The sequence below is a fragment of the Allobosea sp. RCC_152_1 genome (assembly GCF_041360765.1).
In the GTDB taxonomy this organism is placed as follows: Bacteria; Pseudomonadota; Alphaproteobacteria; order Rhizobiales; family Beijerinckiaceae; genus Allobosea; species Allobosea spartocytisi.
The window spans coordinates 404,476-426,826 of record NZ_JBFUPU010000003.1; the positions used below are offsets into that span (position 1 = coordinate 404,476).

Below are 22,351 nucleotides of genomic sequence, written 5' to 3' on the forward strand. Positions count from 1 at the left end.
GAGCGTTCCATGCCGAGCATCCATCGTCGCGATTTCCTCGCCGCTTCCGCCGCTCTGAGCGGCCTCGCCCTGTCCGGCGTCCCGGCCTTCGCGCAGACGCCGCGCCGCGGCGGCACGCTGCGCGTCAGCGTCGACCAGGCGGTCTCCAAGCTGAACCCGCTCGTGACCCGCGTGAACCCGGAATATCTCGTCGCCGAATTGCTCTATTCGAGCCTGACGCGGCTGAAGGTCGATATGAGCGCGGAGCCCGACCTCGCGGAGTCCTGGACGAATTCGGCCGATCTCACCGAATGGACCTTCGTGCTCCGCAAGGGCCTGACCTTCCATGACGGCTCGCCTTGCACGGCCGCCGATGTGGTCGCAACCTTCGAGGCGATCCTCGACCCGAAGACGGCTTCGCCCGCCCGCCAGAATATCGGGCCTGTCGCGAAAGTCGCCGCCAAGGACGAGACGACGGTCGTCTTCACGCTCTCGGCGCCCTTCGCCGACCTGCCGGTGACGCTGGCCTATCTCAACGCCAAGATCGTTCCCGCCGCCGTCATCAAGGGCGGCCTTGAAAAGCTCGACCGCCAGGCGATCGGCACCGGCCCGTTCAAGCTCGTCTCCTTCGAGCCGGAGCGACAGGTCGTCGTCACCCGCAACGACGCCTATTACGACAAGGCCCGCCCCTATCTCGACAAGATCGAGGTCCTGGTCTTCCCGGATGTCAGCGCCGAGGCTTCCGCTCTGATCTCCGGCGACACCGACCTGCTCGGCACCACGCCGCCGACCGAGTTCGGCCGGCTGCAGAAGGCCTCCGGCGTCAAAGCGCTGCGCCTGGCCTCCGGCCAGTTCTGCAACGTCAATTTCGGCTGCGACCAGAAGCCCTTCAACGATGTCCGCGTGCGCCAGGCCCTGGCGCTCACCGTCGACCGCGCCGCGATGGTCGACTTCGTGACGGAAGGCTTCGGCTCGCCCGGCAACGACACGCCGCTCAACCCCGCCTACCGCTTCTATGCCGATTTGCCGGCCAAGAAGGCTGATATCGCCAGGGCCAAGGCACTGCTCGCCGAAGCCGGCTACCCCAAGGGGCTCGAAGCGACGCTGATCGCCTCCGACCGGCCGGGCCAGCGCACGCAGCTTGCCGTCGCGCTGCGCGAGATGGCCAAGCCCGCCGGCTTCGACATCAAGGTCGAGACCATGCCGCACGCGACCTATCTCGACCAGGTCTGGAAGAAGGGCTCGTTCTATGTCGGCTTCTACAACATGCAGGCGACGGCCGACGCCATCTTCTCGCTGCTCTACACCTCCAACGCCGCCTGGAACGAGACGCGCTGGAACAACGCCGCTTTCGACAAGCTGGTCTCCGAGGCCCGCACCACGATCGACGACGCCAAGCGCCGCACGCTCTACGCCGAGGCGCAGAAGCTGATGTATGAGGAGGTGCCCTCGATCATTCCGGCCTTCTTCGATCTGCTGGCGGGGCAGCGCGATTGGGTGGAGGGCTATGAGCTCCACCCGCGCGGCTCGGTCTACCGGCTCGATTTCGTCTCGCTCGGCGCCAACGCGCCGAAGCGCGGCTGAGCGGAAACGGGCAGCGGACGTGTCGCCGGCCTATATCCTCAAGCGGATCCTGCTGATCGGCTACACGCTTCTCGTCGTGTCGCTGATCGTCTTCGCGATCACCCAGATCCTGCCGGCCGATGCCGCCGTCATGATGCTGGGCGAGAATGCGACGCCGGACGCGCTGGCGGCGCTGCGTCTCAAGATGGGGCTGAACGACCCCATCTGGATGCAGTACCTGCACTGGCTCGGCGGGGTCGTGCGCGGCGATTTCGGCGTCTCGATGCGCACCGGCCAGCCGGTCGCACCGGCGATGATCGAGGCGCTCGGCCGCTCGCTGCTGCTCGCCCTGTTCTCGATCGGGCTGATGCTGGCGGTCGCGATCCCGCTCGGCATCGTCGCGGCGGTGCGCCGCGGCCGCGCGGCCGATCTCGGCGTCAGCTTCCTCTCCTATATCGGCGTCTCCTTGCCGGAATTCGTCACGGCGACGCTGGTCGTTCTGGTGCTGGCCGATTGGCTGCAATGGCTGCCAGCGACCGGCTATGTGCCGCTAACCGAAGACCCGCTGCGCGGGCTTAAGCATCTCGTCCTGCCGGTGCTGACGGTGTCGATGATCCTGATCGCCCATGTCTCGCGCATGGTGCGCTCCGAGCTCGTCGACGTCCTGCATTCCGACTACATCCGCGCCGCCCGGCTGAAGGGCCTCTCGAAGCGGCAGGTGCTTTTCAAGCATGCTTTGCGCAACGCGCTGCTGCCGACGATCACCATCGTCGCGCTCGATGTCGGCTACCTGCTCGGCGGCGTCATCGTGGTCGAGGAGATCTTCGCCCTGCCGGGGATCGGGCGCCAGCTCATCGTGGCGATCCAGGCGCGCGATCTGCCCTCGATCCAGGCCGGCGCGCTGATCATGGCGACGACCTATGCCGTCGCCAATTTCCTCGCCGACATCGCTTACGCCTGGCTCGACCGGAGGATCCAGTATGATTGAGATCCTCAAGCGCATGCTGCGCTCGCCGCAGGGCGCGCTCGGCATCGTCATCGTCGGGCTGATCCTGCTCGTCGTGATCGTCGGGCCGTGGTTCGCCCCTTACGACCCCGAGAAGATGGCACCGCTGATGCGCTACAAGCCGCCGAGCGCCCAGTTCTGGCTCGGCACCGACCAATATGGCCGCGACATCCTGAGCCGGCTGCTGCACGGCGCCCGCGCCACCGTCGTCCTGGCCATTCTGGCGACGGCGCTGGGCACGCTGGTCGGCGCCGTCATCGGCACCGTCTCGGCCTTTCTCGGCGGGCGCAGCGACGAGGCGATCATGCGCACCGTCGACGCGATCATGTCGATCCCGAGCCTGCTGCTGGCGCTGCTGATCGTGAACCTGCTCGGCAAGAGCAGCCTCAACGCGCTGCTCGCCATCGCGCTCGCCTTCGCGCCGGGCATGGCGCGGGTGACGCGTTCGGTCGCGCTTTCCGTGCGCAAGCAGGACTATGTCAATGCCGCCATCGCGCGCGGCGAGAGCGCGGCCTTCATCGTCGGGCGCGAGATGCTGCCGAATGTGGTGGCGCCGATCATCGTCGAGATGACCATCCGCGTCGCCTTCGCGGTGATGCTGTTCGCGACGCTCTCCTTCCTCGGGCTGGGGGCGCAGCCGCCGGCTTCCGAATGGGGGCTAATGGTCTCGGAGGCGCGCCGCTTCATGCATCTGAGCGCCTGGATGATCTTGTGGCCGAGCCTTGCCGTCGCGCTGGTCGCGATCGGCTTCAACCTGCTCGGCGACGGGCTGCGCGACGCGCTGAACCCGAGGAGCTGAGCGATGGGTGCGATTCTCGACATCGCCGGCTACGGCCTCGACTACGCGACGCCGGCCGGCTTCACCCGCGCCCTCGACGACGTATCCCTGTCGGTGGCCAAGGGCGAGGTGCTCGGCCTCGTCGGCGAATCCGGCTCCGGCAAGACCTCGCTCGCCTGGGCGATCATGCGCTATCTGCCCCAGAGCGCGCGCGAGGTGGGCAGCATCGCCCTGACGGGCCAAGACCTGCTCAAGGCGTCCGAGACCGAGATCGATGCGATCCGCGGCAAGCGCATCGGCATGGTCTTCCAGGACCCGAGCACCTCGCTCAACCCGACACTGCCGCTCGGCGAGCAACTGGCTGAAGTGCTGGTGCGCCATCGCGGTCTGACGCGGAAGCAGGCCTGGGCCGAGGGCGAGGAGCGCCTCGCCCATGTCGGCCTCAAGGTGCCCCGGCAGATGATGCGGCGCTATCCGCACGAAGCTTCCGGCGGCGAGAAGCAGCGCGTCGTTATCGCCACCGCCTTCGCCTGCCAGCCGGAATGCATCATTTTCGACGAGCCGACGACCGCGCTCGACGTCATCACCGCCCGGCAGATCCTCGACCTGTTCAAGGAATTGCAGGCCGAGACCGGCGTCGCCTCGCTCTACATCTCGCACGACCTCGCGCTGGTCTCGCAGATCGCCACCAAGGTCGCGGTGATCCATCGCGGCAGGATCGTCGAGCAGGGCGCGCTCAGTGAGGTCTTCGCCCGGCCGCAGGACGCCTATACGAAAAAGCTGCTCGCCGCCGTGCCGCGGCCGGACCATCGGCTGGTCGAAACGCAGACTCCTGAAGCCGGCAAGCCGCTGGTCGAGGTCGAGAAGGTCAGCGTGCTCTATGGCCGCAAGCCCTTCCTCGGCAGCCTGCTCGGCCGGGCGAATACGCAGTTTACCGGCAATCGCGAGGTCAGCCTGTCGGTGATGCCCGGCGAGATCCTCGGCATCGTCGGGGAGTCCGGCTCGGGCAAGTCGACGCTCGCCAAGGCGATGACGGGCCTGAACCGTTTCGAGGGAGAGATCCGCTTCGCCGGCCGCCGTATCACCGGCCTCTCCGACATGGACCGGAGCTATCGCCGCGACGTCCAGATCATCTTCCAGCACCCGGATTCCTCGCTCAATCCGCGCCAGCGCATCCGCGAGATCCTGTCGCGGCCGCTCGCGCTCTATGGCGAGCTGGGGGCGAGGCGGGATGCCGCGAGGATCGGCGAATTGCTGGAGCAGGTCCGGTTGCCGGCAGCTTACGCCGAGCGTTACCCGCACCAGCTCTCCGGCGGCGAGAAGCAGCGCGTCGCCATCGCACGGGCCTTCGCCTCGAAGCCGAAGCTCGTGATCTGCGACGAGATCACCTCGGCGCTCGACGTCTCCGTGCAGGCCTCCGTGGTCGAATTGCTGGTCGACCTGCAGAAGCGCTTCGGCACGGCCTATCTCTTCATCACTCATGACCTCAATCTGGTGCGCCAGATCGCCCATCGGATCGCGGTGATGTACCGCGGCGACCTCGTCGATCTCGTCGATATCGCCACGCTCTCGACCGGGCCCCTCCACCCCTACACCCAATCTCTGCTCGAAGCCGTGCCCGCCCCGGCCACGGCCGCCGCCTGACATCAGAGGCCACACGCATGAATCCGCGCGACCTGATCCATTCGCTCGACGAGAAGGCCTGCCTCGCGCTCCTCTCGGACTGGGCGAAGCACAAGAGCTATTCGGAGACCGAGGGCGAGAAGGCGCTGGTCCGCCACGTCGTCGGCCAGATGAAGGCGATGGGCATCGAGGCGGAAGAGCAGCCCTTCGACGAGGGGCGCCGCGCCAATGCCATTGGCCGCTGGAAGGGCACGGGCGGGGGCAAGAGCCTGCTGTTCAACGGCCATCTCGACACCAACCCGGCGACCGAGGGCTGGACCGTCGATCCCTGGGGCGGCCTCGTCGACGATGAGTTCATCTACGGCATCGGCGTCTCCAACATGAAGGCCGGCGATGCCGCCTCCTATTGCGCGGTCAAGACGCTGCTCGATGCCGGGGTGAAGCTGAAGGGCGACGTGATCCTGACCTATGTCGTCGGCGAATTGCAGGGCGGCGTCGGCACCGTCGCGGCGATCCGCAACGGCATCCGCGCCGACTATTTCGTCAACAGCGAGCCGACCGACGTGCAGGCCGTGACCATGCATGCCTGCGCCTTCTCTTTCGTGATCGAGCTCACGGGCAATACCCGCCACCTCTCCAAGCGCGAGCAGGCGGTCGACGCGATCATGGCCGCCTGCGACCTGATCCCGCGCCTCAACGCCATGACCTTCTCCGGCGCACCGTCGCCCGAGCATGAATCGATCAACCGCGTCCATGTCGGTGTCGTCCACGGCGCGCTCGGCAAGGAGCTGCACGAGTGGCGCGCGCCGCAGGTGGCGGATTATTGCAAGCTCAAGGGCTCCGGCCGCTATGCGCCCGGCCAGACGCAAGAAGGTGCGCTCGGCGACATGCAGCGCGAACTTGCCGCGCTGGAACAGCGCTTTCCGGGGCTGAAGACGTCGATCCGCATCGAGAAGAAGGAAGGGCATCAGTCGATGCCGGCCTTCGAAGTCGCCAAGGACGCCCGCATCGTCAGGACCGTCAACGCGGCCTATGAGGCGGTGCGCGGCGAGAAGCAGCCGACGGGCGCGATCAAGCCGCCGGGCTTCTTCGGCACCGATGCCGGCCATCTCTATGCCGAGGCCGGCATGGAGGGCATCGTCTGCGGGCCGGGCGGGCGCTACAACACCATGCCCGACGAACGTGTCGAGATCCGTGATTTCCTCGACATGGTCCGCATCTACATGCTGACCATCCTCGACATCTGCGAAGTCGCGTGAGCCCGCTCTTCCCGCGCGAGGAATTCGTCGCGCGGGTGGCCAAGGCCCGCGCGGCGATGGCGGAGGCCGGCGCGGAGCTTCTGCTGGTCGACCATGCCGAGTTCCTGGCATGGCTGACCGGCTACACCGTCTCGGAGACGATGTATCGCGCCGCCTTCCTGCCCCGCCAGGGCGAGCCCTGGTTCGTGCTGCGCGAGCTCGATGCCGGCCCTTGCCGCGACGCCTGCTGGTTTTCCGATGTCGTCGGCTTTCCGGACACGGCCGAGCCGCAGGCCGTGATGGTCGAGGAGCTCCGCCGTCGCGGCTTCGCGAAGGCCCGCATCGGCGCCGACCACGCCTCCTATGGTTTCACGGCCGCGGCGCGGGACCGCTTCGCGGCGCTGTTGCCGGATGTGCGCTTCATCGATCTGCCGCGGGCGAGCGACCTGCTCCGAGCGGTGAAGTCGCCGGCCGAGATCGCCCTGATCGCGGAAGCCGCCGGCATTGCCGACAAGGCGATGGCCGCCATCGCCGCGCAGGCCCGACCCGGGCTTTCGCCACGCGCGGCGGCGGCGATCGCAGCGGCCTCCTTTCTGGAGAACGGCGCCGATACCGGCGAGACGGGGCCGATCCTGCCGGGCGTCGGCGATCATGAATTCCTGCACGGCGTCATGACCGCCGATCCGCTGGCGGATGGCGATATCCTGCATGTCGAATTGATCCCGAAGCGCCGCAATTACGGCGCGAGGCTGATGCGGCCGGTGCTGATCGGTGCCGACCGGCGCGGGCTCTCGCCCCTCGCCGAGCGCCTCGTCGCCTTGCAGGACAGGCAGTTCGCGGCGATGCGGCCCGGCACCCTCGCCTGCGAGGTCGATGCGGTCCTGCGCGAGGCCGTGCTCGCCGAGGGCCTGCGCCCGGCCTATGACAACGTCACCGGTTACACGCTGGGCCTCTACGGCCGCACGCCCCGGACCAGCGACTTTTCGCGCGTCTTCCTGCCCAATGCCCGCTGGCGGCTGGAGGAGGGCATGGTCTTCCACATGTATGTCTCCGCCGCCGGCCTGGGCTTCAGCGAGACCGTCGTCGTCGAGGCCGAGGGCGGGAGGCGGTTGACCTCGACGCCCCGCGCGATGCTGACAAGCCGTCTGCGCTGAGGCGCGAACGTCACAGCCCCCCGAGATGGCGCGGCAGCCAGAGCGCAAGCTCGGGCCAGGCGAGCAGCAGCGCGATCAGCACGAAAGGCGCGACCAGGAACGGCAGGACCCCGCGATACATCGCGCCCAGGCCGATCTCCGGCGCCTGCGTGCGGATGACGAAGAGGTTCATCCCGACCGGCGGGTGGATGAGCCCGATTTCGACGACGATGACCAGCAGGACGCCGAACCAGATCGGATCGTAGCCCGTCGACAGCACGAGCGGCAGCAGCACCGGCACCGTCACCAGCACCATGCCGATCCCTTCGAGGAAGCAGCCGAGGAAGACGTAGAAGGCGACGAGCAGCAGCATGACCGCCAGCGGCGGCAGGCCGAGGGCATTGATGCCCCGGACCACGGATTGGGCCATGCCGGTCTGGACGACGAAGTAGGAAAAGATCGTCGAGCCCAGCACGATCAGGACGAGATTGGCGGTGATCCGCGTCGTCTCTGTGAAGGCCGTGCCGACATCGCCGGGCTTGAAGCCACGCCGCAGCAGCCCGAGCAGGAGCGCACCGAAAGCGCCGACGGCGGCGGCCTCGGTCGGGCTGAACCAGCCCAGATAGATGCCGCCGAAGGTGACCGCGAACAGCAGCACGACGTCCCAGATCGAGAGAACCAGGCGTAAGGACTGGGCCCGCCCGTCCGTCGGCAGGCGCGGTGCCGCCTCGGGCCTGAGCCTGACCCAGATCGCGACGGTGGCGAGGTACAGCGCGGTCAGAACGAGGCCGGGAATGAGCGCTGCGGCGAACAGCTTGATGATCGAGAGCTGCGCGATGATGCCGTAGATCATCAGGATCAGCGATGGCGGGATCAGGATGCCGAGCGTCCCGCCGGCGGCGACCACGCCCGCGGCGAGCGCAGGCGAATAGCCCGCTTTCAGCATCTGCGGGATCGAGATCCGGCTCATCGTCGCCGCCGTCGCCAGCGAAGAGCCGCAGACCGCGCCGAACGCCGCCGAGGCACCGACCGCCGCCATGGCGAGCGAACCGCGCATGCCGGCGAAGACGGCATTGCTGGCGCGGAAGAGATCGCCCGAAAGCCCGGCCATGGTCGCGAGCGCGCCCATCAGCGTGAACAGCGGCAGCACCGAGAGCGCATAGGCCGAGGAGAGTTCGAGCGGCACCGCGCCGAAGACGAGCCGCGCCTTGGCGAAACCGTCGATCGCGGCATAGCCGACGAAGCCGACGAGGCCGAGCGCGACCGCGACGGGGATGCGGGCGAGGATCATGCCGACGAGCGTCGCCATGCCGATCAGGCCGATCGAGGTCGCGCTCATGGGGTAGCCTCCTCGTGGCGGTGGAGGGTTGGGGCCTGCGTCTCGGCGCCCGGCGGCTGCAGGGCGGCCCTGATCTGCGCCCCGATCCGGCGCAGGACGACGAGCATGGACACGACGAGGGCCAACTCGATCGTCAGCAGCAAGGTCCAGATCGGAACCGGCAGATCGGGCTTCTGATCGCCGAAACGATAGGCATCCGCGAGCGGCTGCCACAGCGTGGCAGCCAGCAGGCCGAGGAAGGCCAAGGTCGCGATCTCCCCGATCAGGGTCATGCGCCCGAGCGTGCGCGGGCTCACCATCGTGTCGAAGAGATCGACCTTGATCAGTTCGTCGCGCCGGAAGCACTCCGGCAGCGCGAGAAAGGCGACGAGCACCAGCGTGACCTCGACGAGATCGAGCGTGCCGTGGATCGGCCGGTTGAAGGCGAGGCGCCCGCCGATGTCGAACATCGTCCAGAACAGCATCACGGCGAGGGCTATCGCGCCGCAAAGGGTGAGAAGGCGGGCGGGATCGAGCCGCGAACCCGCGCGACCGTTCACTGCGCCCTCCCCACGGCGGCGCGCAGCCGCTCGTAGAAGCCGCGCGCCTTCGGGTTCTTCGCTTCGGCCTTGGCCAGGAAGGTCGCGGCCAGCGGCTTGGTCTTCTCCTCGAAGGCGGCGCGCTCGGCCGGCGTCAGGTCGAGGATATCGACCTTGGCCGCACGCAAATAAGCCTCGCCCTCATCCTCCGCCGCGTCATAGAGCGCGCCGATCTTGCGGGCGGCTTCCGGGCCGGTGGTCTCGTCGATGAGCTTGCGCAGGTCCTCCGGCAGCGATTTGTAGCGTTCGGCGTTCATGACCAGCGCGAAAGTGCCGGCGGAAGCCTTGACCGGCGTCACCGACTTGATGCTCTCGGCCATCTGGAAGGATTTGGCGGCCTCGTAGTTGAACAGCATCCCCGCGATCGTGCCCTTGGCGAGCGCGTCCGAGAGTTCGGCCGGCGCGACGGCGGCGGGGCTACCGCCCCAGGCCTCGATGATCGCCGAGGCGATCGGCCCGTTGTGCCGGATGCGCAGGCCGCGCACGCCTGCGGGATCGCGCACCGCGCCCTTGTTGAAGAACAGGCTCACTGTCGGCGTCGCGATGAAATAGAGCAGCTTGGTGCCCTCGTGCTCGGCGGCGAGATCGTCGGCCATCCCCGTCACGATCGCGGATGCCTCTGCCGTGCTGATCGCCTTCGAGGCAGCGCCCTCACCCCGATTGAAGACATAAGGGAGCTGGGTGATCTCGGTCAGCGGGAAGCGGCCAGGCAGCGCGCCATGCAGGAAGAAGGCGATATCGGCGACGCCGGTGCGGGCGAGGTCGTATTGCCGCGGCATCGGCCCCATCTGCGCCGCCGGGAAGATGGTCAGCTTGAGCCGACCGTTCGAGCGCTTGGCGAGTTCCTCGCCCCATTCCTCCAGTTTCTTGTGAAGCTGATGGTTCGGCGGCAGGTAATGCGAGACCTTGAGCTCGATGGTTTGCGCGAATGCCGCCACCGACAAGGACAGGCTGAACAGCGCACCCAGCAGGGCGCCCACCACTCCTCGTATCATCGTTTCCTCCCCGGTTGTTTTATCGTTGGGTCTTCAGGCTGCCGTCGCGGATACCGGCGTGACGGCTCCCTTTTCGATGGTGCCGGTGACATGGGCGAGCAGCCCCGCCGCATCGGCCGGCAGGGCGTCGCCGCGCCAGGCGACGTGCTGGTCGGGCCGGATCAGGGCGAAACGCGCGCCATAACGCGCCGGCAGACGCCGGTCGGCCGGAGCGAGAACCGTCAGCGGGATGTCCAGAGCCGCGGCCCTGGCAGAGAAATCCGCCGCCTGCCCGGCCTCGCCCGCCGTGACCAGCAGCGTGAACCCATCTCCGAAATGGTCATAGAGCGACGAGTCGTCGGCCAGCCAGAGATGCGGGGCAAGGCAGCCGGGATGGGCCGAGGGCACATAGAGCATGAAATGCTCCGGTGGCGGCTCGCTGCCATCGGAAACGATGATCGGCGAATCCTCGTAGCGCGAGCCCAGCACGATGCCGAGCGTCCGGAATTCGCGCAGCTTGGTCGCCTCGATGATCTCGCCGACCTCGCGGCGCGTCGCCTCGCCGAGTGGCCCCGGATCCTCCAGCCCCGGCCGGACGAGCTGGTTGCTGAGCACGCCGTAATTGATCACCGCTTCCGCGATGGTGCGCTCATGCACCTTGCGCCGCTCGGCCTCGTAGCTCGCCAGCAGTTCCGGCCCGCCCCAGCCCTGGAGCGTGGCCGCGAGCTTCCAGCCGAGATCAACGGCATCGCCGATGCCCATATTCATCCCGAAGCCGCCGAAGGGCGGATGCAGATGGCAGGCATCGCCCGCCAGGAAGACGCGGCCCTTGTCGTAGCGATCGGCGACGAGCTTGTGCGCCACCCAGGGATCCTTGCCGACGATCTCGATTGCGAGGTCATGGAGGCCCGTGCCTTGCCTGATCAGCGCGACCGGGTCGACGCTCGCCGGATCGACATCGTTGGCGAGCTTGGTGACCATGAAGAACCACAAGCCCTCGCCGTCCATCGGGCCGAGCAGCGAGGGCAATTCCTCATTGACCATCCAGTACATGATCGCCTCGCCATGCGCGTGGCGGCGGGCGAGGTCGGGCGCGCGGAAGATGATGTTGTAGTTGCGCGAATAGGCCCGGTCGCCGGTCATCACCGCGCCGATCGCGTCGCGGACCAGGCTGCGCGCGCCATCGGCACCGATCAGGTAGGAACTCCTGACGCGGCGGACCGCCCCGGTCACGAGATCCTTCAGCTCACCCGTGACGCCGCTGCCGTCCTGCTCGAAGGCGGTCAGTTCGGTGCTGAAGCTGATCGTCACGCCGGGCAGCGAGGCGGCATGCTCACGCAGGACTTCTTCCAGCACATATTGCGGCACCCATTGCGCCGATTCCGAATAGAGGTCGTTGCGCGCCGGGCTGCCGTTCAACGCATTCTCGAAGCGCGCGAGCCCGGGGCCGGTCATCCGCGTGGCGAAGACGACGTTCGAGGGATAGTCGCGCGGGATCGGCGAGACCTCGCGCAGCCTGTCCGCGATGCCCCAGCGACGCAGATGCTCGCGCGTGCGGACATTCGTCGTCTTGGCGCGCGGCGCATAGCCGACGCGGTCGTTGCGCTCGACCACGAGGCAACGGATGCCGCGGCGGCCGAGCTCGATGGCGGCGGCCAGCCCCACCGGGCCGGCGCCAGCAATCAGCACGTCGACATCCCAACCGCTGTCTTTCACCGCGCGCTCCTTCTGTCCTGCGCCGCACCGCCCGCCCGTTCAGGCGGCGCTCCGCACGGCTTCTTCCTGGGCAATGGGGTTGACCAGCAGGCCGATGCCCTCGACCTCGACCTCGCAGACATCGCCCGGCTTCATGAAGAGCGGCGGCTTGCGCGCCACGCCGACGCCGGCCGGCGTCCCGGTGACGATGACGTCGCCCGGCTCCAGCGTGATCGCCTCGCTGATGATCGCAATCAGGCTCGCCACGTCGAAGACCATGCTGTCGGTCGAGGCGCTCTGGACGGTCTGGCCGTTGAGCCGGGTCTCGAGCTTCAATCCCCTGGCGCCCGGCGGCAATTCATCGGCCGTGACCAGGGCCGGTCCGAAGGCGCCGGTTCCGTCGAAGTTCTTGCCGACGGTCCATTGCGGCGCCTTGAACTGGTATTCGCGCACCGAGCCTTCGTTGAAAACGGCGTAGCCGGCGACATGGTCGAGCGCACGGGCCTTGGGAACATGCTTGGCGCGCCGGCCGATCACCGCCGCGATCTCGCCCTCGTAATCGAGCTGATCGGAGAGGTTCGGGCGGATCATCGGTGCGCGGTGGCCGATCAGCGTCGTCGAGAAGCGGCCGAACAGCGTCGGATAATCCGGCTGCTTGAAGCCGCTCTCGGCCGAATGGTCGGCATAGTTCAGGCCGACGCAGATGATCTTGCCGGGGCGGGGCAGCACCGGCAGGAAGGTCGTCCGCTCCGGGTCGAGCAGCGCCGATGAAGGCGCCTTGTCGAGCGCGGCGGCGATGGCCGCCCGCGCCACCTCCCCGCCCTCGACGAAAGCGAGCATGGTCTCCGGCAGGCCGGAACCGGCTTCCGAGAGATCGATGAGATCCTGGCCGCGATAAGCCGCGAGCCGGGCCTTGCCGTCGCGAAGAATGGTGGCGAGACGCATGAAGGCTCTCCTTCCAATGGGGTAAAAGGCATCGGTCGCCACTGCGGCCGGAGCGGAAGCGATCGGTGTCAGGCTTCGCCGAAAAGCACGGCGAGGCGTCGCTCGGCGAAGCGCCAGGCCCCGTCCGGCTCCTTGCGATAGCGGTCGGCGTATTCGCAGATCAGGAACGGCGCGGCCGCACCCGGCCCCGGCCCGTCATGGCGATAGAGCGTCAGCACGACGCAGCCGTGCGCCGCATCGGACGAGACCGGCTCGATCAGGATGTTGCTCTGGACATGGCGGGAGCGGCGCTCGCGCATTGCGGCACGTTCCGCACCCCATGTCGCGATGGCGGCACGCCCGAGCTTGTCCGGGCCGACGCCATAGAGCCCGGCATCCTCCGTGAAGAGCGCGCCGATGCGATCCGCCTCGCCATGGTCGATCAGCCAGGCATGGCGCTGGATCAGATCCTCGATCGCCGCACGATCCTCTGGGTTCAACGACAGCGTCATCGCGGACGAACCTCCGCCCGCCGTCAGACCGGCAGCCCGAGATCGGGCGGCGCGCCCGCCGGCTCGTAGTCGCCCTTGCGCATGCCGGCATGTAGCGCATCGAAGCCCGAACCCGCCCTATGGGCCTGGTAGACGCGCTCGGGGTCGAAGAAGGTGCCGATCGGATTGGCCTTGAAGTCCGTCGAGGTCCGCATCCACTCGCTGGACTGCTTCCAATCGCCGTAGGTATCGCATTGCAGCTCGACGAAATTGCCCTCGGGATCGCGGTAATAGATCGAGATCGTCATACCGTGGTCGAGGCTGAAGGCCGGCAGGATGCCCTCGTCGCGCAGCCGGGCATAGGACGACATCAAATCGTCGAAACTCTCATATTCGAAGGCGCTGTGATGCATGCCGTTATGGCTGCGCTTGTCGGGGTCGTCGCCGAGACCGGGCGCCGACAGGAAGGCGACGCGGTGATTGGCCGCGTCATTGGTGGTCCAGGCATTGTTCGCATCCTGGAAATTCGGCGTGACGCCGACGACTCGGCCATACCAGGCGACCATTTCGGCGAGCCGGCTGGTCTTGAAGGTGACGTGATGGAAGGCGGGCTTGATGATGTCCATGCGTTCCTCCTGCGGTGCCATTCTTCCCCGGAGGGCGCGGCGCCTGCGTTTTCGGTGGAACAGAGCTAGCGGAGGGAGATATACCTGAACAGATGACAAGAATGCCGGAGCGATAATCATCTGATATCGCTCGAGGCCCTTCGCGAGGGAGACGCGAGGATGAAGCTTCATCATTTCGAGGAGGTCGTCGCGATCGCCGAACGCGGCAGCGTCCGGGCGGCATCGCGCCATCTGCGCGTGGCGCAGCCGGCGCTGACGCGCAGCCTCGCGCTGCTCGAACGCGAGCTGGGCGCGCCGTTGTTCGAACGCCGCGCGCGTGGCGTCGTGGCCACCCCTTTCGGCCAGGCCTTCATCACGCGTGCGCGTTCGATCCTGTCGGAGATCCGGCGCACGCGCGAGGAGATGGAGCAGTTGCGCGGCGCCGGCGCCGGCACCGTGACGGTCGGGCTTTCGATCGCCGCGCATCTGGCGCTGCTGCCGTCGAGCCTGCGGCCCTTCCGCCAGCGCTATCCGAACATCAAGCTGCATATCATCGAGGGCTTCTATCCCACGCTCGAAACAAGGCTGCGGGACGGCTCCGTCGATTTCTACATCGGCCCGGAGGGAGGGGCGCAATCTGTCCCCGAGCTCAGCCTCGAAGTGCTGTTCCAGAACCGGCGCGTCGTGCTCTGCCGGACCGGGCATCCGCTGGCGGGCGCGACCTCGCTGCGCGATCTCGTCGGGCAGGATTGGGTGACGACATCGATCACGGCAGACGACAGCGCCGAGATCAACGCGTTCTTCGCGCGCCACGACCTGCCGGCGCCGCATCTGGCCGTGCGCAGCCAGTCCGCCCTGACCTTGCTGACCTGTCTCGCCAACACCGACCTGCTCGCGATGGTGCCGGGCCAATGGCAGGATTTCGAGATGACCGGACAGGCCCTGACCACGATCAAGATCGCCGAGACGCTGACGGCTCCGGCGCTCGTGGTCGTGCGCCGGGCCGATCTGCCGCTCACGCCAGCAGCGCTTCACCTTCTCGACCTGATGCGGCGGGCGACGTCCCGGCTCGAGCCACCCGGCAGGTTATCGCGCCCGACAGGAGACGCGGCGATCTAGAGCATTTCCGCGTTTCTCCGAATCGCAGAGATGCTCTATCGCATTTTCTTCACGCGAACCGGTGTCCACTTCGCTCGAAAATGCTCTAGCGGGCGAGCAGAAGTGCCGTCAGCTCCTCGGGCGTTGTCGCGAGCGCGCCCGCCTTCGCGGCCAGGAGCGCGTCGGGATGGGAAAGGCCCCACCCGACCGCGATGCAGTCGATGCCGGCGCGCCGGGCCGCCTCGACATCGCGAACCTCGTCGCCGACGGATATCGCCTGCACCGGCATCAGCTTCAGCTGCTTCAGCACGCGCTTGAATTTCGCCGACTTGCCGAAAAGCGACGCCCCGCTCTCATAGACATCGATCAATGCGGCCGATCGGCCGAGCAGGGCGCGGACATTCTCTTCGCTATTGGAGGTGACGATCGCCAGATGCAGCCCCTGCCCCTTCAACAAGGCCAGGAGGCCACCGACCCAGGCATAGAGCTCGATCTGATCCAGATTCTCGGAGGCCAGGCTGCGCATATGCCTCGCGATGATCGGCAGTTTCCATTTTGGAACGCCGAGCGTCTCCAGAATCTGCAACGGCGTCTGCCGCCGGAGCTGCTCGCGCTCCTCTTCCGTCGTTTGCCGAAAGCGATAGCGCTGAGCGACCTCGTTGAGGACGCCATAGAACCACTCCACGCTGCTCGCGAGGGTTCCATCGAAATCGAAGATGACCAAGGTCTTCGGCGTCATTCAGGCCGCTTAAATGCTGCAGTGCGACTTAGCAACAATCGATGTGACGCAGGTACCCGCCGCACCCTCGCCATCGCATCGTCGCTCGAGGCGCTCCGGCCTTCCCGCACGCCTGCGAGAAGCTGGATCATGCGCTCGTCGGTCGTACCGACAGCCGAACGATCTCCGGCTCCGGTTCCCGGTCGCTTTCGTCCTTGAGGCGCGTGCCGGTCACGTTCAGCGCGAAAGCGCGCTTCATCAGCCAGGCGATCTTGTAGGCCGCCGCTTCGCTGTCGAGGCCGCCCGGACGGATATTGGACACGCAGTTCCGGCTGGCGTCGCTCAAGCCCCGCCGCGGCGACAGGGTGAGATAGGCGCCCAGGCTGTCGGGCGCGGAAAGGCCGGGCCGCTCCCCGATCAGGACGAGGCTCATGCGTGCCGCCAGCCGCTCGCCGACCTCGTCTCCCAGGGCGACACGGGCGCCTTCCGCCAGCACGACCGGCGCGACGCTCAGCCCCAGATGCCTACAATAAGCCAGAAGATGCGCGACGAGAGGCGGCGCATTGCCGGCCACGGCACGTGAGGACAGGCCGTCCCCGATGACGATGACCAGATCGCAGCCATGCTCCCCCGCGCCGTCGAGCCGTGTCGCGCTGTCCTGATCCAGCCGCCGGCCGAGATCGGGACGCCGCAGATAGAGATCGCGCTGCGTCGCATCCGACCTGACCCGCAGGCAGCGGCTTCCGAGCGCCTTCACCTCGGCTTCGAGGGCGTCGATATCGAGGGCGATATGGACCGCGTCGCGCGCGGCCGCATGGGCCATCTGGAAGCGCAGAACCTCGCGGGTTGGCAGGCTCGCGCCGACGCGGCCGAGCGCGACCCGGGCCGGGGTCAGCTCGGCGAGCCGCGACCACAGGGCATCGGCCTTCTTTCCACGCTCCATCTCGCCACGGTCGCGCTCGCTCATGCCGCCAGACCGATCGAGCGGGAGAGCAGCGGCAGCGCCCCCGGCTCGGCACGCAGCCGGCCGGTCGCGTCGGTGATCCCGACCTGCTGCAGCCAGGCCTCGAACTCCGGGGCGCGGCCGAGCCCCAGCAGCTCCCGGACGTAAAGCTGGTCGTGGAAGGAGGTCGACTGGTAGTTCAGCATCACGTCGTCGGCACCCGGCACGGCCATGACGAAGTTGATCCCCGATGTCGCCAGCAGGGTCAGGAGCGTATCCATGTCGTCCTGATCGGCTTCGGCATGGTTGGTGTAGCAGATGTCGCAGCCCATCGGCAGGCCGAGCAGCTTGCCGCAGAAATGGTCCTCGAGCCCGGCCCGGATGATCTGCTTGCCGTCATAGAGATATTCCGGGCCGATGAAGCCGACGACGGTATTGACCAGGAGCGGCGAGAAGGCGCGCGCCACCGCATAGGCTCGCGCTTCCAGCGTCTGCTGGTCGACGCCGTGATGCGCCCCGGCCGAGAGCGCCGAGCCCTGCCCCGTCTCGAAATACATGACGTTGTCGCCGAGCGTGCCGCGCTTCAGCGCGAGGGCGGCCTCGCGCCCTTCGGCCAAGACGGCCAGATCGACGCCGAAGGAGCGGTTGGCCGCTTCGGTTCCCGCGATCGACTGAAAGACGAGGTCGATCGGCAGGCCCTTCTCGATCAGGCCGATCGTCGTCGTCACATGGGTCAGGATGCAGGATTGGGTCGGTATCTCCAGCTTCCCGATGATCTCCTCGAAGAGCCGCGCCAGATCGGCCATGACCTCCACCGAATCCGAGGCCGGGTTGACGCCGATGACCGCGTCGCCGCAGCCATACATCAGCCCGTCGACGACGGAAGCCGCGATGCCGCGCCGGTCATCGGTCGGGTGGTTGGGCTGCAGGCGGACGGAAAGCCTGCGGGGCAAGCCGATCGTGTTGCGGAACCGCGTGACCACCCGGCACTTGCTCGCCGCCAGGATGAGATCCTGATTGCGCATCAGCTTGGAGACGGCGGCCGCCATCTCCGGCGTGATGCCTTTCGCCAGCGCAGCCAGCATCCGGGTATCGGCGCTCTCGGAGAGCAGGAAGTCGCGGAAATCGCCGACCGTCATATGCGCGACCGGCGCGAAGGCCTGGGCATCGTGACGATCCAGGATCAACCGCGTGACCTCGTCGCTCTCATAGGGAACGAAGGTCTCGGTGAGAAAGGCCTTGAGCGGCACCTCGGCGAGGCAGAGCTTCGCCGCCACGCATTCCTCCGCCGAACCGGCGGCGATCCCGGCGAGCATGTCGCCGGAGCGCAGGGGCGTGGCTTTCGCCATCACCTCCTTCAGATCGGCGAAGGCCCAGTTCTGATTTCCGACCGCCATGCGGTAGGCCATGGCCTCACCTCGCTTCAGAGACGTCCGGACGCGGGCGGCCGAGCTGCGTTCTGGCCGGCATCCATCCTACATGAAGAGACTTAGCACGAAGAATGCCAGCTTTCGGCGGTGAGCGACCGGCCGCAACGCCCGATGCCGGGCCTTGCCCGCGGGACGGCTCAGGCTCCGGAAACGACCGCATAGGCCCGGAAGACGGCCCCGTAGAAGCAGCCGGAGGCCACGAGCACGAAGCCGTGCCAGATCGCATTCTGGAACGGCAGGCTTTCCCAGACGTGGAAGATGACGCCGATCGAGTAGAGCAGGCCGCCCGCGAGCATGAGCCACAGGCTGGTTGCCGGCAGCTCGGCGATGCTCTGCCACAGCAGGATGCCGCTCCAGCCGATGACGAGATAGAGCACGATCGAAAGCCGATCGAGACGGCCGGGAAAGGCGAGCTTCAGCACGACGCCCAGGACCGACGCGGCCCAGACCACGGCGAGCAGGATCTGCGCCATGAGGCTCGAGCCGAGCTTCATCAGGAAGGGCGTATAGGTTCCCGCGATCAGCACATAGATCGCCGAATGGTCGAAGCGCCGGATCAGCCACTTCATCGGCGAAACCGGCCATAGATTGTAGATCGCCGAAACGATCAGCACGGCCAGCAACGCGGCGCCGTAGATCGCGACAGGGACGAGATCGGCCGACGGCGCCGCCACGAGCACGCGCAGGATGAGTGCCGTCACCGCGGCGAGGCCAAGCGCGATCCCGAGCGCATGGACCACGCCATCGGCCCATAGCTCGGCGCGGCTGACATCGAAGCGCCCATGTCTCGGTTGCAGCAAATGATGCCCTTTCACGATCGCGCCATGCTGCGCGAATCCGGGGCAGAGCGCAAAGCGTCACTTTGACCTGTGTCGGCGCAGGCTTCGATCAGTCCAAAAGCGGGGCGAAATGCTCCAGCGACGGGCTTCGCGAGGCCCGGCTCGTCGCCACGCGCTCCTGCGACGGCTCGACGCTGTAGCGTTTCGCCATCTTCAGGATGTGGTTCGAGAGCGCCTCGAGCGCCGCCGGCAGATCATCCTCTTCCAGCCTGGCGATGATCTCGAAATGCTCGGCGCTCGCTTCGCCGCGGATCGCATCCGTGGAGCGGTGCGAGCGCAGCGCCGCGACCTTTCCCGAGACGAGCCGATAAGCATTGATCAGGTAGCTGTTGCCGCTGTTCTCGATCGACACGCCATGGAACGCCGTATCCCCGTGAGAGCTGCGCAGATGATCGCCGGCGAGGACGGCCTCCTGCATGCCCTGCGCGGCCGCCTTCAGCGCGGCGAGCGTCTCGTCACGCCGGCGCCGCATGGCCAGACGTAGCGCCTCCGCCTCGATCATCAGCCGGAACTCGCAGAGATTCTCGATGTCCTCCTTTGTCGGCAGGAAGACGAAGCTGCCGCGCTGCGGCTTGATGTCGATCAGCCCCTGCTGCTCCAGCGCCGTCAAGGCTTCGTGCACCGGGCTGCGGCTGACGCCGAGCCTGGTCGCGAGCTTGTCCTCCGAGAGCGCATCGCCCAGCTCGACCTCGCCGTCGACGATCGCCTGACGCAGGCGTTCGGTCACGCGCAAGGTCAGACCTCCCCGCTGTCTTGCACCCACCTCGCCACATCTCCTTCCTGGCCACTGGGGCCGGGCGATGCCCGGCCTGTCCCCGGCGGCACGCCTCGGCGCGCGGTATCCGCCGCTAGAGCCGGATGATTTCAAATGGGATCACGAGGTGATCCCATTTGAAATCTGAATCCGTCTCTCACCTAAGAGTTGGAGCAGGATAGTCGCGAAAAACCGGTTCCCACTTTTTCGCATCCTGCTCCGAACCTAAAGCGAATCGAGGAAATTGCGCGTTCCGGCGATGCCCCGGCGCGCCTTTTCCACAAAGCTCAGCGACGCGTCGCCGCGATGCGGCGTCTCGACGCTGATCGCGATGTCCGGCGGCAACTCCGCCATCAGTTCCCCCAGCCACAGGCCGCCCTCGCCCGGGATCATGCGCGCGCCCCGCGCCTCGGCGATGCAGCCGGCATCGTCGGAAGGCTGGCTCGCGGGAGCGTCACAGAGCTGGAGATAGAGCACCTTGTCCCGCAGCGCCGCGACCGCCGCCGGCCCGCCGCCGGAGCGCGACAGATGCAAGGCGTCGAGCAGGATGCCGACATTCTTGCGTCCTGACGCGGCGGCGAGCTGCGCCGCATCCTCGATGGTCGCCGCGGCGCGCCAGCGCATGAACTCGATCGCGATGGCGATGCCGTGCCCGCCGGCGACATCCGCGATCCGCCCGAGATTGTCGGAGGCCCGCGACAGATCGGGATCCTCCGAGGTGATCTGCATCAGCGGCATGCCGAATTCCGCCGCCGTCTCGATGACGGGCAGCCAGGACTCAATCGCTGTGTCCGCTCGGAGGGTGAAGACCTCGCCATCGAGAAAGCCGATCCCGAGATCGGCGGCCGTCGTCCGGATCTCGCGGATCAGCGCCTTGTCGCCGACGATGGGATGCGCAAGCTCGAGCCCGAGCGGCGCGATCAGCCTGAGGCCGGCCGCGTCGTAGCCGGCCACCGCGGCGCAGCGGACATGCTCGACCGGCGGGCAACCCTGGACGGTGAGATAAGCCAGCGACAGGCTGTGCTGCTTGTACATGCCGTCCTCAATAGGTCGCGCGGCCGCCCGAGACGTCGAAGACGGCGCCGGTCGAGAACGAGCACTCCTCCGACGCCAGCCAGCCCGCCAGCGCCGCCACCTCCTCCGCCTGCCCGAGTCGGCCGACCGGAATCTTGGACACGACATAGGCCCTGAATTCGGGCGTGAGCTGCTGGAGCATCTCGGTCTCGATCGCCGCCGGCGTCACGCAGTTCACCCGGATCTGCGTGGTCGCGAGCTCCTTGCCGATCGACTTGGTCAGGCCGATCACGCCGGCCTTGGAGGCGGAATAGGCGACCGCGTTGGGGTTGCCCTCCTTGCCGGCGATCGACGCCATGTTGACGATGCGGCCATAGCCGGTCTTGAGCATCTCGCGCACCGCCGCCTGGCAGCAATGGAAGACGGCGTCGAGATTGAGCGACATGACGAAGCGCCAGCCCTCGCTGGGATACTCCGCGAAGGGGGCCAGCGGCCCGTTATGGCCGGCGCAGGTGACGAGGATGCCGAGCGGGCCGAGTTCTCCGACGACGCGGGTCGTCGCATCCGCGACCGCCTTCTCGTCGGTCACGTCGACCGCATAGCCCCTGGCGCCCGGCAGCTTCGCGGCCGCAGCGACGGCGCGGTCGCCGTCAATGTCCCAGATCGCGACCTTGTGGCCTTTCGCGGCCAGGCGCGCAGCGATCGGAAAGCCCAGCCCGCCTGCCCCTCCCGTCACGATCGCGACGCGCGGTGTCTCGCTTCCCTGCATTTCATCCTCCCGGGAGCCGGGCCCTTCTGACAACGGGCACTTGACTCATTCGACATACTAACATTCTAGTAGGTTAGTTGGAGAGGAAACGAGCTCCTTGTCAAGCGGCCGATTGCAGAGCCCGCAGGCAGGAGCGTCTGAGAGACGGGTACGATGGGACTGAAGGGATCAGCTTTCCTCGCGATCTGGCACGATATCGCCGAGGGCGGACATGAAGCCTATATCGAGTGGCACACGCGCGAGCACATGCCGGAACGGCTGTCGATTCCCGGCTTTCGCACGGGCAAGCGCCTGCATGCGCCGCAGGCAGACCGCCATGTCTTCGGGACGATCTATGCGGCCGATGATGTCGAGGTCTTCCGCTCCCCGGCCTATCTCGAACGGCTGAACCATCCCACGCGCTGGACGGCGGAGATCGCGCCGAGCTTCCAGAATTTCCTGCGCGTCGCCTGCGACAGGGTCGCGTCGGCCGGGACCGGCGACGGCGGCAGCATGGCGACGCTGCGCTTTGATTTCGCGGAGGCCGGCAGCGGCGCAGTCCTGCGACAGGCGGCGCAGAGCCTCGTCGAGGCCATGCTCGCCCTGCCCGGCGTCGCCTGCGTCCATCTCGGGGTCGCCCGCAGCGAGGTTTCCGGCGTCCGCACCCGCGAGACGGAGCTGCGCAGCGCCATGGCGGAGAGAGGCTTCGACGCCGTGCTGCTGCTGGAAGGCGCTTCCCGGGCGGGGATCGAGGCGGCCCTGCCCGAGGCACAGCAATTGGCGACGATGACGGGAGCGCTCGTCGCGCCGCGTGTCGACGTCTACGAAACCGCCTTCAGCCTCACCAGCGAGGATATGCAGGCGCAATAACCGCGCACAGG

At 67.3% G+C, this 22,351-nt stretch carries 22 protein-coding genes; 8 read left to right on the plus strand and 14 right to left on the minus strand.

Annotated features, from left to right (window positions below; genetic code table 11):
- The first annotated feature begins 9 nt into the window (after nucleotides 1-9).
- Genes AB6806_RS13755 through AB6806_RS13780 form a run of 6 tightly spaced genes read left to right on the plus strand, consistent with a single transcriptional unit; the run spans nucleotide 10 to nucleotide 7,341 of the window.
- A complete protein-coding gene (locus AB6806_RS13755) occupies nucleotides 10-1,563 on the plus strand; it encodes an ABC transporter substrate-binding protein (protein ID WP_370954761.1) in 1,554 nt (517 codons plus the stop codon).
- Nucleotides 1,564-1,582: 19 nt separating this feature from the next.
- Nucleotides 1,583-2,530 (plus strand): ABC transporter permease, encoded by a 948-nt coding sequence (locus AB6806_RS13760; RefSeq protein WP_133565843.1) that lies wholly within the window; start codon nucleotides 1,583-1,585, stop codon nucleotides 2,528-2,530.
- On the plus strand, nucleotides 2,523-3,347 hold the full coding sequence (locus AB6806_RS13765; RefSeq protein ID WP_370954762.1) for an ABC transporter permease: 825 nt from the start codon (nucleotides 2,523-2,525) through the stop codon (nucleotides 3,345-3,347). Before AB6806_RS13760 ends, AB6806_RS13765 begins: the two co-directional genes overlap by 8 nt.
- Before the next feature lie 3 nt (nucleotides 3,348-3,350).
- A complete protein-coding gene (locus AB6806_RS13770) occupies nucleotides 3,351-4,970 on the plus strand; it encodes a dipeptide ABC transporter ATP-binding protein (protein ID WP_370954763.1) in 1,620 nt (539 codons plus the stop codon).
- Between the two features lie 17 nt (nucleotides 4,971-4,987).
- Entirely contained in the window at nucleotides 4,988-6,208 is a 1,221-nt protein-coding gene (locus AB6806_RS13775; RefSeq protein ID WP_370954764.1) for a M20 family metallopeptidase, read from the plus strand.
- A complete protein-coding gene (locus AB6806_RS13780; protein WP_142023361.1) occupies nucleotides 6,205-7,341 on the plus strand; it encodes a M24 family metallopeptidase in 1,137 nt (378 codons plus the stop codon). Before AB6806_RS13775 ends, AB6806_RS13780 begins: the two co-directional genes overlap by 4 nt.
- A gap of 10 nt (nucleotides 7,342-7,351) precedes the next feature.
- Here the strand turns inward: AB6806_RS13780 and AB6806_RS13785 are convergent, their stop codons facing one another.
- The 7 genes from AB6806_RS13785 to AB6806_RS13815 all read right to left on the minus strand — a co-directional run bounded on the left by AB6806_RS13785 (nucleotide 7,352) and on the right by AB6806_RS13815 (nucleotide 13,947).
- Complete coding sequence (locus AB6806_RS13785; RefSeq protein WP_038357693.1) at nucleotides 7,352-8,659, minus strand: TRAP transporter large permease; 1,308 nt, start codon at nucleotides 8,657-8,659, stop codon at nucleotides 7,352-7,354.
- Nucleotides 8,656-9,198 (minus strand): TRAP transporter small permease, encoded by a 543-nt coding sequence (locus AB6806_RS13790; RefSeq protein WP_038357691.1) that lies wholly within the window; start codon nucleotides 9,196-9,198, stop codon nucleotides 8,656-8,658. The genes AB6806_RS13785 and AB6806_RS13790 overlap by 4 nt, the downstream gene beginning before the upstream one ends.
- Nucleotides 9,195-10,232 carry a TRAP transporter substrate-binding protein gene (locus AB6806_RS13795; RefSeq protein WP_081925031.1) on the minus strand — a complete coding sequence of 346 codons (1,038 nt, stop codon included), beginning with the start codon at nucleotides 10,230-10,232 and terminating at the stop codon, nucleotides 9,195-9,197. Before AB6806_RS13795 ends, AB6806_RS13790 begins: the two co-directional genes overlap by 4 nt.
- A 33-nt stretch (nucleotides 10,233-10,265) precedes the next feature.
- Entirely contained in the window at nucleotides 10,266-11,927 is a 1,662-nt protein-coding gene (locus AB6806_RS13800) for an FAD-dependent monooxygenase (RefSeq protein WP_142023360.1), read from the minus strand.
- Nucleotides 11,928-11,966: 39 nt separating this feature from the next.
- A complete protein-coding gene (locus tag AB6806_RS13805; protein WP_142023359.1) occupies nucleotides 11,967-12,851 on the minus strand; it encodes a fumarylacetoacetate hydrolase family protein in 885 nt (294 codons plus the stop codon).
- A 68-nt stretch (nucleotides 12,852-12,919) separates the two neighbouring features.
- A complete protein-coding gene (locus tag AB6806_RS13810) occupies nucleotides 12,920-13,342 on the minus strand; it encodes a nuclear transport factor 2 family protein (protein WP_051987371.1) in 423 nt (140 codons plus the stop codon).
- A gap of 23 nt (nucleotides 13,343-13,365) precedes the next feature.
- Nucleotides 13,366-13,947 carry a VOC family protein gene (locus tag AB6806_RS13815; protein WP_370954765.1) on the minus strand — a complete coding sequence of 194 codons (582 nt, stop codon included), beginning with the start codon at nucleotides 13,945-13,947 and terminating at the stop codon, nucleotides 13,366-13,368.
- 159 nt (nucleotides 13,948-14,106) lie between these two features.
- Here AB6806_RS13815 and AB6806_RS13820 point away from each other — a divergent pair, with 159 nt between their 5' ends.
- Nucleotides 14,107-15,045 carry a LysR substrate-binding domain-containing protein gene (locus tag AB6806_RS13820; RefSeq protein WP_370954766.1) on the plus strand — a complete coding sequence of 313 codons (939 nt, stop codon included), beginning with the start codon at nucleotides 14,107-14,109 and terminating at the stop codon, nucleotides 15,043-15,045.
- Between the two features lie 85 nt (nucleotides 15,046-15,130).
- Here AB6806_RS13820 and AB6806_RS13825 read toward each other — a convergent pair whose 3' ends face one another.
- The 7 genes from AB6806_RS13825 to AB6806_RS13855 form a co-directional block, all read right to left on the minus strand.
- Entirely contained in the window at nucleotides 15,131-15,763 is a 633-nt protein-coding gene (locus AB6806_RS13825; RefSeq protein WP_113252888.1) for an HAD-IA family hydrolase, read from the minus strand.
- A 127-nt stretch (nucleotides 15,764-15,890) separates the two neighbouring features.
- On the minus strand, nucleotides 15,891-16,709 hold the full coding sequence (gene eutC, locus AB6806_RS13830; protein ID WP_370954767.1) for an ethanolamine ammonia-lyase subunit EutC: 819 nt from the start codon (nucleotides 16,707-16,709) through the stop codon (nucleotides 15,891-15,893).
- On the minus strand, nucleotides 16,706-18,094 hold the full coding sequence (locus tag AB6806_RS13835; RefSeq protein ID WP_370954768.1) for an ethanolamine ammonia-lyase subunit EutB: 1,389 nt from the start codon (nucleotides 18,092-18,094) through the stop codon (nucleotides 16,706-16,708). The genes eutC and AB6806_RS13835 overlap by 4 nt, the downstream gene beginning before the upstream one ends.
- Before the next feature lie 158 nt (nucleotides 18,095-18,252).
- The gene (trhA, locus tag AB6806_RS13840) at nucleotides 18,253-18,915 is read right to left on the minus strand and encodes a PAQR family membrane homeostasis protein TrhA (protein WP_210323712.1); all 663 of its coding nucleotides are present in this window, start codon (nucleotides 18,913-18,915) and stop codon (nucleotides 18,253-18,255) included.
- A gap of 88 nt (nucleotides 18,916-19,003) precedes the next feature.
- Entirely contained in the window at nucleotides 19,004-19,681 is a 678-nt protein-coding gene (locus AB6806_RS13845) for a GntR family transcriptional regulator (RefSeq protein ID WP_260368461.1), read from the minus strand.
- Between the two features lie 252 nt (nucleotides 19,682-19,933).
- On the minus strand, nucleotides 19,934-20,743 hold the full coding sequence (locus tag AB6806_RS13850; RefSeq protein ID WP_370954769.1) for a sugar phosphate isomerase/epimerase family protein: 810 nt from the start codon (nucleotides 20,741-20,743) through the stop codon (nucleotides 19,934-19,936).
- A gap of 7 nt (nucleotides 20,744-20,750) precedes the next feature.
- Nucleotides 20,751-21,491, minus strand: coding sequence for an SDR family NAD(P)-dependent oxidoreductase (locus AB6806_RS13855; protein ID WP_038357675.1), 741 nt, complete (start codon nucleotides 21,489-21,491; stop codon nucleotides 20,751-20,753).
- A 153-nt stretch (nucleotides 21,492-21,644) separates the two neighbouring features.
- Here AB6806_RS13855 and AB6806_RS13860 point away from each other — a divergent pair, with 153 nt between their 5' ends.
- Nucleotides 21,645-22,340: a hypothetical protein gene (locus tag AB6806_RS13860; protein ID WP_370954770.1), complete on the plus strand. Its 696-nt coding sequence runs from the start codon at nucleotides 21,645-21,647 to the stop codon at nucleotides 22,338-22,340.
- Nucleotides 22,341-22,351: the final 11 nt, after the last annotated feature.

What these genes read in the sequence shown, in the direction of transcription:
- AB6806_RS13825 (WP_113252888.1), bottom strand. Translation starts at nt 15,763, where the DNA reads ATGACGCCGAAGACCTTGGTCATCTTCGATTTCGATGGAACCCTCGCG.
- AB6806_RS13810 (WP_051987371.1), bottom strand. Translation starts at nt 13,342, where the DNA reads ATGACGCTGTCGTTGAACCCAGAGGATCGTGCGGCGATCGAGGATCTG.
- AB6806_RS13850 (WP_370954769.1), bottom strand. Translation starts at nt 20,743, where the DNA reads ATGTACAAGCAGCACAGCCTGTCGCTGGCTTATCTCACCGTCCAGGGT.
- AB6806_RS13820 (WP_370954766.1), top strand. Translation starts at nt 14,107, where the DNA reads ATGAAGCTTCATCATTTCGAGGAGGTCGTCGCGATCGCCGAACGCGGC.
- AB6806_RS13815 (WP_370954765.1), bottom strand. Translation starts at nt 13,947, where the DNA reads ATGGACATCATCAAGCCCGCCTTCCATCACGTCACCTTCAAGACCAGC.
- AB6806_RS13795 (WP_081925031.1), bottom strand. Translation starts at nt 10,232, where the DNA reads ATGATACGAGGAGTGGTGGGCGCCCTGCTGGGTGCGCTGTTCAGCCTG.
- AB6806_RS13835 (WP_370954768.1), bottom strand. Translation starts at nt 18,094, where the DNA reads ATGGCCTACCGCATGGCGGTCGGAAATCAGAACTGGGCCTTCGCCGAT.
- AB6806_RS13785 (WP_038357693.1), bottom strand. Translation starts at nt 8,659, where the DNA reads ATGAGCGCGACCTCGATCGGCCTGATCGGCATGGCGACGCTCGTCGGC.
- eutC (WP_370954767.1), bottom strand. Translation starts at nt 16,709, where the DNA reads ATGAGCGAGCGCGACCGTGGCGAGATGGAGCGTGGAAAGAAGGCCGAT.
- AB6806_RS13775 (WP_370954764.1), top strand. Translation starts at nt 4,988, where the DNA reads ATGAATCCGCGCGACCTGATCCATTCGCTCGACGAGAAGGCCTGCCTC.
- AB6806_RS13765 (WP_370954762.1), top strand. Translation starts at nt 2,523, where the DNA reads ATGATTGAGATCCTCAAGCGCATGCTGCGCTCGCCGCAGGGCGCGCTC.
- AB6806_RS13855 (WP_038357675.1), bottom strand. Translation starts at nt 21,491, where the DNA reads ATGCAGGGAAGCGAGACACCGCGCGTCGCGATCGTGACGGGAGGGGCA.
- AB6806_RS13860 (WP_370954770.1), top strand. Translation starts at nt 21,645, where the DNA reads ATGGGACTGAAGGGATCAGCTTTCCTCGCGATCTGGCACGATATCGCC.
- AB6806_RS13805 (WP_142023359.1), bottom strand. Translation starts at nt 12,851, where the DNA reads ATGCGTCTCGCCACCATTCTTCGCGACGGCAAGGCCCGGCTCGCGGCT.
- AB6806_RS13755 (WP_370954761.1), top strand. Translation starts at nt 10, where the DNA reads ATGCCGAGCATCCATCGTCGCGATTTCCTCGCCGCTTCCGCCGCTCTG.
- AB6806_RS13770 (WP_370954763.1), top strand. Translation starts at nt 3,351, where the DNA reads ATGGGTGCGATTCTCGACATCGCCGGCTACGGCCTCGACTACGCGACG.